The organism is Xanthomonas sp. SHU 166 (assembly GCF_000364685.1).
In the GTDB taxonomy this organism is placed as follows: Bacteria; Pseudomonadota; Gammaproteobacteria; order Xanthomonadales; family Xanthomonadaceae; genus Xanthomonas_A; species Xanthomonas_A sontii.
In genome coordinates this window covers 1-10496 of the sequence record NZ_AQOJ01000630.1, presented here as the reverse complement: position 1 = coordinate 10496, position 10496 = coordinate 1, and the positions used below count along the sequence as shown (strand labels likewise).

At 69.9% G+C, this 10496-nt stretch carries 7 protein-coding genes; 1 reads left to right on the top strand and 6 read right to left on the bottom strand.

The window, feature by feature from the left end:
- From D180_RS15340 to D180_RS15315, 6 genes are all read right to left on the bottom strand, one after another.
- Positions 1 to 414: cellulase family glycosylhydrolase (locus D180_RS15340; RefSeq protein ID WP_017913490.1), on the bottom strand; the 414-nt coding region annotated here is incomplete at its 3' end.
- A gap of 259 nt (positions 415 to 673) precedes the next feature.
- Entirely contained in the window at positions 674 to 1732 is a 1059-nt protein-coding gene (locus tag D180_RS15335) for a glycoside hydrolase family 5 protein (protein WP_017913489.1), read from the bottom strand.
- Between the two features lie 284 nt (positions 1733 to 2016).
- Positions 2017 to 2349, bottom strand: coding sequence for a hypothetical protein (locus D180_RS15330; RefSeq protein WP_017913488.1), 333 nt, complete (start codon positions 2347 to 2349; stop codon positions 2017 to 2019).
- Positions 2304 to 3794: an FAD-dependent oxidoreductase gene (locus D180_RS15325; RefSeq protein ID WP_017913487.1), complete on the bottom strand. Its 1491-nt coding sequence runs from the start codon at positions 3792 to 3794 to the stop codon at positions 2304 to 2306. The genes D180_RS15330 and D180_RS15325 overlap by 46 nt, the downstream gene beginning before the upstream one ends.
- Positions 3795 to 3920: 126 nt before the next feature.
- A complete protein-coding gene (gene gltB, locus D180_RS15320) occupies positions 3921 to 8378 on the bottom strand; it encodes a glutamate synthase large subunit (protein ID WP_017913486.1) in 4458 nt (1485 codons plus the stop codon).
- 323 nt (positions 8379 to 8701) lie between these two features.
- Entirely contained in the window at positions 8702 to 9097 is a 396-nt protein-coding gene (locus tag D180_RS15315; protein ID WP_017913485.1) for an I78 family peptidase inhibitor, read from the bottom strand.
- Positions 9098 to 9488: 391 nt separating this feature from the next.
- On the opposite strand from D180_RS15315, the gene D180_RS15310 reads away from it, so the two are divergent.
- A partial coding sequence (locus tag D180_RS15310; RefSeq protein ID WP_017913484.1) for a DNA topoisomerase IB occupies positions 9489 to 10496 on the top strand: 1008 nt, incomplete at its 3' end.

The following is a 10496-nucleotide window of genomic DNA, read 5'->3' as shown; positions in this document are numbered from 1 at the left end:
CAGGCCGCTGCTGCCGATGAGGCGGCCGTCGCGGCGCGCGTAGTTGTGGATGTCCACGATCACGTACATGCCCTGCGCCTTGGCCTGCTGCACGGCGTCGTCGATCAGCGCCAGTTGCGCGGCGTCGAGCGGGCCGCGCGGTTGCGGCTGCAGGCGTTCCCAGCGCACCGGCAGGCGCAGCAGGTTCATGCCCTTGCCGGCGAAGTAGCTGTAGTCGCTGCTGCGCGGATAGGTGTAGTCCACTCCGACGATGCCGGGAATCTTCGAAGGCGCGATCTCGGCACCGGACAGGTTGACGCCGGCGAAGCGCAGCGCCTCCCGCGCCTGCAGCGACGACAGTGGAACGGATAGGCACAGCAGCAGCGCGGCACGCCAGGCGTGCCGCGACCGCCGCCGCAAGGTGCGCGCGATCATGGTGAGTCTCCTTCGGCATCAGAGGGGGAACCCGGCCGAGGAGATGCCAGACCGGGCTGATGACTACGGTGTGCGGACACCGTAGTGCATTGCCGAGGATGAGGCGATGCGCTGCGTGCGCGCATGCATGGATCTGTGCGGCGATTGGCAGCGCGAACCGGTACTGGATCGCGCTGCATGTGCTATGCCAGGCGTGCGCGTCGCACACGTTGCATGGCGTGTTGCCGCGTTGCCGACACGCGGCGCCGGCAGCGACGGCTCACCTCTTGCCGGTGATCTCGCGCGCGTACTTGGACAGGATCTCCATCTGCGGCTTCTCGCTGCCGTCCTTGCCGGGCTGCACGTTGAACGGATAGTCGGGCTTCCACCACGCACCTGCGGCCCACCAGGTCCAACCGAGAATCACGTCGTCGTTCTTCTGCATGTAGCTGAGCATGTTCTCCAGCGCCTGATTGCAGGTGGGCGTATTCGCGGTGGCGAACTCGCCGATGAAGCCGACCTTCTTGTTCTCGCGCAACCAGCTGACGAAGCCGGCCAGCTTCTCGGCGCCGGCGGTGGCGCTGACGCACTCGCCCTTGGTGCCGCTGTTGTCGCGGTCCAGGTACTGGTGCGCTTCGAACGCCATGCGGTTGCGCGGATCCTTCAGCGGCTGCAGGGCAACCGCGTTGGGCGTGCCGTAGGCGGTGCTGCGCCAGCTGTGCGCACCGGTGTAGGCGGTGCCCGGCACCAGGATCAGGTTGTTGGCGCCGGCCTTGCGGATGGCGTCGATCGCCGCCTGCGCCGCGCTGGCCCAGTCGGTCGAGGACACCGCGTTGGGCTCGTTCATCAGCCCGAAGATGACGTGGTCGTCGCCCTTGAACTCCTTGGCCAGGCGCCGCCACAGGTCGGCGAACACCTCGTCCGGGGCGCCCTCGCTGCCGACCAGCGCGCCGTTGTACTTGGCGTAGTTGTGCGGGTCCAGGATCAGGTACAGGTGGTTGGCCTTGGCCTGCTCCACCGCCTTCTTCAACAGCGCCAGTTGCGCTTGGTCGAACTCGCCCTTGGCGGTGGGCTGCAGGCGCTCCCACAGGAACGGCAGGCGGATGGTGTTCATGCCCTTGCTGGCGAAGTAGCTGTAGTCGCCGGCGGTCGGGTAGGTGTAGTCCTTGTACAGCACACCGGGCTTCTTGCCGGAATTGAATTCGGCGCCGGACAGGTTGACGCCGGCGTACTTGAGCACGCTGCGGCCTTCGGCGGCGGCGTTACAGGCGACGGTGGCGAGCAGCAGTGCCAGCGGCAGGGAACGCCAGCGCGGGGAACACGACGAGGAAAGCGACATGGGGGAGCTTCCTGGAGTGAAGGGGGAGCGCCGCCCGCTCGGGGGAGTGCGGGACGGCAGGCGCAAGCGTGCAAGGATCGCCCCCGTGATCGCCAGCCTGCACGCACCCGTGTTAGCCCGGCATTCACCTGGCGCGGACACGCTGCGCGCGGACGTCGGCGGCGTCACATCAGGTGCGTGGTGCAACCGTCGGCAGCGGCGTGATCGAGGTCGCGGCCATGCGTCCATCGCCGGCGCGCCAGGTTGGGCGCGTGGCGAAGGAGGAGCGGTGGAGAAGGTATTCGCTAGAGGCCGGCGACGCTACCTGCGCCGCGGCGGTGGTGGCGTTGGAGGCGATCGCTGCCGGCGGCGGTGGTGCCGAGGCGGTAGCGTTCGACGAGGTCCATGCCGAGGCCAGCGCTGGCGCTGGCGACGTTGCTGGAGGCCGGCCGCTCCAGGCGTCCTCCACTCTCGAATGCAGAGCGCAGCGGTTCGGCGATGCTGTCGAAGGTCGCATCGCCCAGTCGAGCAAGTATTGCCGTCGTCGCCGCCGCCGAACTGACCGAACGCTGCAGCAGCCTCGCAGCGTCGCTCAGGCCGCAGCCTGGGTCGTCACCGGCAGGCGGTTGCCGATCCATTCGGCGATGCTGGCCGCGGCATCGCGGCCTTCGGCCACGGCGGTCACCACCAGGTCGGCGCCACGCACGGCGTCGCCGCCGGCGAACAGTTTCGGGTTGGTGGTCTGGTACGGCAGGCGGCCGCTGCCGTCGGGCTCGCTGCCGCCGGCGAGGATGCGGCCGTTGGCGGTGCCTTCCACGCCCTGCGCCGCCAGCCACTCCGGCACGCTCGGCGAGAAGCCGAAGGCGATGATGACCACGTCCGCGTCCAGCAGCGATTCGCTGCCTTCCACCGGCACCGCGGCCTGGCGCCCGCGCGCATCCGGCTCGCCCAGACGGGTCTGCACCACGCGCACGCCGGCCAGGTTGCCGGCGGCATCGGCTTCCACCGCAAGCGGCTGGCGGTTGAACAGGAAGCGCACACCTTCCTCGCGCGCATTGGCCACCTCGCGCGCCGAGCCGGGCATGTTGGCTTCGTCGCGGCGGTAAGCGCAGGTGACCTTGGCCGCGCCCAGGCGGATCGCGCTGCGCACGCAGTCCATGCCGGTGTCGCCGCCGCCCAGCACGACCACGCGCTTGCCGCTCAGGTCGGGCAGCGCGATCTTGTCTTCCCAGCCGGCGATCGGCCGGCCCCAGGGATCGTTGCCGCCGACGATGCGGCTGTTCTGCACCAGGAACGGCAGCGCCGGCAGCACGCCGGGCAGGTCCTGGCCGGGCAGGCCGCCGTCGGTGTAGCGGTAGGCGCCGGTGCCCAGGAACACCGCGTCGTACTCCTCGAGCAACTGCTCCAGGCTCACGTCGCGGCCGATCTCCACGCCCAGGCGGAACTGCACGCCCATGCCTTCGAGCACTTCGCGGCGCTTGCCGATCACGCTCTTGTCCAGCTTGAAGCTGGGGATGCCGAACTGCAGCAGCCCGCCGATCTGCTCGTAGCGGTCGTACACCACCGCCTGGATGCCGGCGCGGGCCAGGCGGTCGGCGCAGCTGAGCCCGGCCGGGCCGGCGCCGATCACCGCCACGCGCTTGCCGGTGGGTTCGACCTGGCTCAGGTCCGGGCGCCAACCGTTGTGCAGGGCGGTGTCGACGATGTACTTCTCGACTGCGCCGATGGTGACCGCGCCGAACTCCTCCAGCGTGCAGCTGCCTTCGCACAGGCGGTCCTGCGGGCACACCCGGCCGCACACCTCCGGCAGCGGATTGGTGCTGTGGCACAGCGCCGCGGCCTCTTCGATACGGTTTTCCTGCACCAGCTGCAGCCACTGCGGGATGGCGTTGTGCACCGGGCACTTCCAACTGCAGTACGGGTTGCCGCAATCCAGGCAGCGCCCGGCCTGGTACTGCGCATCGGCCTTGTCGAACTTGCCGTACAGCTCGTTCCAGTCGCCGGAGGTGCGCAGTTCCACCGGAATGCGCTGCGGCATCTGCCGCGGCAGGTCGAGGAACTGGAAGGCGTGTTTGCGGCTCATGGTGTGGGGAACCGGGAATGGGGAATGGGGAATGGCAAAAGCGAATCTGCGCGCGCGATCGGAAACTGGGGGAGCCGGGCTTTTACCATTCCCGATTCTCCATTCCCGATTCCCGGCGCGCCGCCATCAGGCGGCGCGCCTCAGCGACTCGGTCAACGACTCGATGCTCGCCGCCTTCGGTTTGACCAGCCAGAACTTGCCGACGTAGTCGCGGAATTCGTCGAGGATCTGCTGCGCCCAGATGCTGCCGGTCAGTTCGCGGTGGCGGCTGATCAGCTTGTGCAGGTGCTGGCGGTGGCTCTCGAAGCCTTCGGCGGAGATGCGGTGGATGTCGATCAGTTCGTGGTTGTAGCGGTCGACGAAGTCGCGGTCCACGTCGAGCACGTAGGCCAGGCCGCCGGTGAAGCCGGCGCCGAAGTTCAGGCCGACCTTGCCCAGCACCAGCACGATGCCGTCGGTCATGTACTCGCAGCAGTGGTCGCCGGCGCCCTCGATCACCGCCAGCGCGCCGGAGTTGCGCACCGCGAAGCGCTCGCCGGCGCGGCCGGCCGCGTACAGCTCGCCGCCGGTGGCGCCGTACAGGCAGGTGTTGCCGATGATCGCGGTGCTGCGCGCCTCGAAACGCGCGCCGCGCGGCGGACGCACCACCAGGCGGCCGCCGGCCATGCCCTTGCCGACGTAGTCGTTCGCCTCGCCTTCCAGTTCCAGGTGCAGGCCGCCGGCGTTGAACGCGCCGAAGCTCTGCCCGGCCGAGCCGCGGAAGCGCAGGGTCAGCGGCGCATCGTCCATGCCATGGTTGCCGTGGACGCGGGCGATGGCGCCGGACAGGCGCGCGCCGATCGAACGGTCGGTGTTGTGGATCAGGAAGCGATGGTCGCCGCCGCGCTTGTGCGCGATGGCGTCGGCGAGCAGGCCGTCCATCTGCGTGGCCAGGCTGTCCGGCGATTCGTACAGGCGCTGCGCGGCGCAGTGGCCGCCGTCGTGGCGCACGTCCTTGAGCAGCCGCGACAGGTCCACGCGCACGCCTTCGCGCGGCGAGATGTCCAACTGCTGCAGCAGTTCGGTGCGGCCGACGATCTCGTCCAGCGAGCGCACGCCCAGGTACGACAGCCACTGCCGCACTTCCTCGGCCAGCAGCCGGAAGAAGTTCTCCACGCGCTCGGGCAGGCCGACGAAGTGGTTGGCGCGCAGGCGCTCGTCCTGGGTGGCCACGCCGGTAGCGCAGTTGTTGAGGTGGCAGATGCGCAGGTACTTGCAGCCGAGCACGATCATCGGCCCGGTGCCGAAGCCGAAGCTGTCCGCACCCAGGATCGCCGCCTTGACCACGTCCAGGCCGGTCTTCAGGCCGCCGTCGGTCTGCAGGATGGTGCGCGTGCGCAGGTCGTTGGCGACCAGCGCCTGGTGCGACTCGGCCACGCCCAGTTCCCACGGCACGCCGGCATAGCGGATCGAGCTGACCGGGCTGGCACCGGTGCCACCGTCGTGGCCGGACACGGTGATCAGGTCGGCACCGGCCTTGACCACGCCGGCGGCGATGGTGCCCACACCTGCATGGCTGACCAGCTTCACCGACACCAGCGCACTGGGATTGACCTGCTTGAGGTCGTAGATGAGCTGCGCCAGGTCTTCGATCGAATAGATGTCGTGGTGCGGCGGCGGCGAGATCAGGCCGATGCCCGGCTTGGCGTAGCGCAGCCGCGCGATCAGTTCGTTGACCTTGTGCCCGGGCAACTGGCCGCCTTCGCCGGGCTTGGCGCCCTGCGCGACCTTGATCTGCAGCACCTCGGCGTTGACCAGGTATTCGGGGGTGACGCCGAAGCGCCCGGAGGCCACCTGCTTGATCTTGGACCGCTTCTCGGTGCCGTAGCGCGCCGGGTCTTCGCCGCCTTCGCCGGAATTGCTGCGCCCGCCGAGGCGGTTCATCGCGATCGCCAGCGCCTCGTGCGCCTCCGGCGACAGCGCGCCGAGGCTGATCGCGGCGGTGTCGAAGCGGCGCAGCAGGTCTTCGGCCGGCGCCACCTCGTCCAGCGGCGTCGGCGTGGCCGCGCGCTTGAGCTGCAGCAGGTCGCGCAGGGCCGAGGCCGGGCGCCCGTGCACCGCGGCGGCGTAGGCGTCCCAGTCGGCCTGCAGGCCGCTGCGCGTGGCGCGCTGCAGGGTCAGCACCACGTCCGGGTTGTACATGTGGTACTCGCCGCCGTGCACGTACTTGAGCAGGCCGCCCACTTCCGGCTTGAGCAGATCGTTCCAGGCGCGCGCGGCCAGCTGCCGCGCCTCGGTGTCCAGCCGCGCCAGGCCGACGCCGCCGATGCGCGCGGCGGTGTCCGGGAAGCACAGCGCCACCACGTCCGGATCCAGCCCGACGATTTCGAACAGCTGCGCGCCGCGATAGCTGGCGATGGTGCAGATGCCCATCTTGGAGATGATCTTGGACAGGCCCTTGTAGATGCCCTTGCGGTACTTGCGGCCGATCTGGGTCTGCTCGCCGCCGCTCTTGAGCAGCAGGATGCCGCGCCGGCCCAGGTCGAACAGGGTCTGGTAGGCCAGGTACGGATACACCGCGGTGGCGCCGAAGCCGAGCAGGCAGGCCATGTGGTGCGGATCGCGCGCGGTGCCGGTCTCGATGATCAGGTTGACGTCGCAGCGCAGGCCCACCCGCGAGAGGTGGTGGTGCACCGCGCCGGTGGCCAGCAGCGCATGCGCCATCGGCCGCTCCGGCACCGGGTAGCGGTCGGTCAGCAGCAGCATGACCTTGCCGTCGCGCGCGGCCTGTTCGGCCTCGGCGCAGATGCGCTTGAGCCCGGCTTCCAGGCCTTCCTCGACGCTGTAGGACAGGTCGATCTGCGCATTGCGGGTCAGGTACTGCGGCATCTTCAGCAACTGCCGCAGCTTGCGCTGGCTGAGCACCGGTGAGTTGAGGATGACGTGGTTCACCGTCTCCGGGCCGGCATGGAAGATGTTGGTCTCCTTGCCGAGCTGGGTGGTCAGCGACATCACGCAGTCTTCCCGCAGCGGGTCGATCGGCGGGTTGGTGACCTGGGCGAAGGCCTGGCGGAAGTAGTCGTACAGCGGCCGGGTGTGGCGGCTGAGCACCGCCATCGGGGTGTCGTCGCCCATCGAGCCGGTGGCTTCCTGCTCGGTCTCGGCCAGCGGCCGCAGCACCTGCTCCACTTCCTCGGTGCTGAGCTGGAACAGCTTGTGGTAACTGCGCAGGGTGCGCTCGTCGAACGGCTCCTCGACCAGCGAGGGGTCGATCAGTTCGGTCTGCAGGTAGGTCACGCCCTGCTGCAGCCATTGCTTGTACGGGGCGCGGCCGCGGTTGATGCGGTCGATGGCGTCCGAATCGAGCAGGTCGCCGCGCTTGAGGTCGATGGCCATCATCTCGCCGGGGCCGAGCTTGCCCTTGCGGGTGACGCGCTCGGCCGGCAGTTCCCACACGCCGGCTTCGGAGGCCACCAGGAAATGCCGGTCGGAGGTCAGCATCCAGCGCGCCGGGCGCAGGCCGTTGCGGTCGAGCATGCATGCGGCGTAGCGGCCGTCGCAGGCGACGATGCCGGCCGGGCCGTCCCACGGCTCGGTGTTGAGGCCGTAGAACTCGTAGAAGGCGGCCAGGTCGGCGTCCTTGAACTCCAGCGACTGCGTGGCCGGCGGCACCAGGATGCGCAGCGCTTGCAGCAGGTCCATGCCGCCGGCGACCAGCAGCTCGAGCATGTTGTCCAGGCTCTGCGAATCGGAGCCATGCATCGAGATCACCGGGTCCAGCTCGGCGATGTCGAAACGCGGGGTCTTCCACACCTTGCTGCGCGCCTGCGCCCAGTGCCGGTTGCCCTCGATGGTGTTGATCTCGCCGTTGTGCGCGAGCAGGCGGAACGGATGCGCCAGCGGCCAGCGCGGCAGCGTGTTGGTGGAGAAGCGCTGGTGGAACACGATGGCGCTGGAGGCTAGGTCGTTGCGCTGCAGGTCCGGGTAGAAGGTGCTGAGCTTGTCCGGCAGCACCATGCCCTTGTAGCTGATGCCGTTGGGCGAGAGCGTGGTGACGTAGAAATCGGCGACCTCGCGCAGGCGCTGTTCGGCGCGGCGGCGCGCCAGGAACAGGGCCAGGGCGAACGCGTCTTCACTCTGCTCGGCGCCGGCGTCGACGAACACCTGCTCGATGCGCGGCAGGGTGTCCTTGGCCAGTTGCCCGCACACCGCATCGTCGGTGGGGGTGAGGCGCCAGCCGCACGGTCTCACGTCGACGCGGCGCAGTTCTTCTTCCAGCACCTGGCGGCAGCGCGCGGCGGCATCGGCATCGTCGCGCGGCAGGAACACGTTGCCGGCGGCGAAGCGCGCGCCGACCGCGATGCCGGCCTCGCGCGCCAGCGCGCGCAGAAACGGCTCGGGTTTGCGGATCAGCAGGCCGCAGCCGTCGCCGGTGAGGCCGTCGGCGGCGACGCCGCCGCGGTGGGTCATGCGCGACAGGGCGGCGATGGCGGTATCCACCAGCGCCCGCGAAGGTTGGTCGTCGAGTTGCGCGACCATGCCGAAACCACAGGCATCGCGCTCGTCTTGGGGGTCGTAGAGCCCGTGGCGGTTGCGGGGGGCCATGTCTGCCTCTGAAAGCGATCCGAAGGAACGCGGCGACACTCGCCCCCGCTCTGTCCTGGAGCGCTTCTTGAGGTCACCGGAATCCCGACTAAAACATAGTTGGTGCGGTGCCGCAATACACCGTTACACCTGCAACTTCAGCGCTGGCGGCGGCGCTGTCGCCGCCGCCGCGCCAGGCGTCCTGGCGGCGCCCCAGCACCTGCCGTTGTGCGTCCCGGGACTGCGTCATTGCCCGGTCATGGACAGACGTCCACTCCCTCGCGCTTCCTTGCCCCGGGCACGCCCAAGGGCGGCGCGACCCGCCTGGGAATGGGGGACAGGCCCTAGCCGCAGCGCACGCCGGTGATCTGGTTCTTCTCGTCGACCTCGATGTTGAGCCGTTCGCCGTTGAACTCCATGGTCACCGCCTGGTTCGGCTTGAGCACGCGCGCGGTCTTGGCGCCGGCATCGCTGCGCGCCTGGTCCAGCAGCGTCGGCGCGAAGGTCTGGCCGACCAGGCCCTGCGCCTGCGAGGCATCGCAGGTGCCCACCGGAGGGGCGTCCGGTGCGTTGGCCGGGTCCGGCGCGGCGGCCTGCTGCGCGGCGGCCTGGGCCTTGGCGCCCACCTGTTCCTGCTCGTCCGGCGGCGGCGCGCCGCAGGCGGCCAGGGCCAGCGCCAGGCAGGCCGTGCCGAGCAGGCCGGCACGCGTGGACGCACGGGAGGAAAGGAGGTTGCTCATCGGGGCTCCTATGGCTGGAGGGAGATGGGGTGAAGCATAGAACGTGTGACGCGCTTTGCGTTGCCGTCGTCTCGCCGGGCGACGGCAGGCGCCGGCGCAGCGCAGGTTCCGGTGGCGACAGGATCGGATACCGCGCGTTCGCCAGGCGTTAACCGGCACGCTGACACGCCTTGCGGGAATGGCTTGAGCCGCGACGCGTGATGACCAAGGCGCGCTGACCACGTCAGGCGTCGGGACTGAAGTCCCTCTCACGCGGACTGCAGCACTTCCGCAGCGGTGGACCGACATGTCGCAGGCGGCGATCGCTCACGCGGCCTAGCCGCGGCACTGCCGACAATCGATGTTCGTGGAACCGGCGGCGCGGGCCGCGGTTCCGGCTTCCGGAGGTCCGATGTCCAACGCGTCCCGTTCCACCGCCGCGGCCGAGGCGGCGCGTGCCCGCCAGTCCCGCCAGGCCGCCAGCAGCGCCGGCCTGGTCTATGTCAGCGATCAGGAGCCGGGCATCGTCCGCCGCCGTGCCGGCAAGGGGTTCGGCTACCGTCTGCCAGACGGCAGCGCGGTGCGCGATGCGGCCACCCTGCAGCGTATCCGCCAGCTGGCGATCCCGCCGGCCTATACCGAGGTGTGGATCTGCACGCGCGACAACGGCCACCTGCAGGCCACCGGCCGCGACGCACGCCGGCGCAAGCAGTACCGCTACCACGCCGACTGGGCGCAGGTGCGCGGCGACGGCAAGTTCGAGCGCATCGTCGCCTTCGGCCAGGCCTTGCCGCGGCTGCGCCGGCGCCTGCGCCGCGACATGTCGCTGCCCGGCTACCCGCGCGACAAGGTGCTGGCGATGGTGGTGGCGCTGATGGCCGAGACCCTGGTGCGCGTGGGCAACGCCGAATACGCGCGCAGCAACCGCTCCTACGGCCTGACCACGTTGCGCAACCGCCACCTGGCGTTCGTGAAGGGCGGGCGCGCGCGGCTGCAGTTCCGCGGCAAGGGCGGCCAGGAGCACGACATCGAGGTCGACGACGTGCACCTGGTCAAGCTGATCCGCGGCTGCCAGCAATTGCCGGGGCAGGCGCTGTTCCAGTACCGCGACGACGACGGCCAGCTGCAGCCGGTGGATTCGGGCGAGGTCAACGATTACCTGCGCGAGGCGATGGGCGAGAGCTTCACCGCCAAGGACTTCCGCACCTGGGGCGGCACCCGCGCCGCGCTGCAGCGCTTGGCCGCGCTGCCGCTGCCGGACACCGGCGGCGAGCGCGCGTTGGCGCAGGCGCAGAACGCGGTGATCCGCGAGGTGGCCGAGGCGCTGGGCAATACCCCGGCGGTGTGCCGCAAGGCCTACATCGACCCGTGCGTGTTCGACGGCTGGCGCTGCGGCCGCCTGCACGGCCTGTGCGAGGGC

Coding starts and splice junctions, on each gene's coding strand:
- D180_RS15330 (WP_017913488.1), bottom strand. CDS start 2,349: ATGGATCGGCAACCGCCTGCCGGTGACGACCCAGGCTGCGGCCTGAGC.
- D180_RS15325 (WP_017913487.1), bottom strand. CDS start 3,794: ATGAGCCGCAAACACGCCTTCCAGTTCCTCGACCTGCCGCGGCAGATG.
- gltB (WP_017913486.1), bottom strand. CDS start 8,378: ATGGCCCCCCGCAACCGCCACGGGCTCTACGACCCCCAAGACGAGCGC.
- D180_RS15335 (WP_017913489.1), bottom strand. CDS start 1,732: ATGTCGCTTTCCTCGTCGTGTTCCCCGCGCTGGCGTTCCCTGCCGCTG.
- D180_RS15315 (WP_017913485.1), bottom strand. CDS start 9,097: ATGAGCAACCTCCTTTCCTCCCGTGCGTCCACGCGTGCCGGCCTGCTC.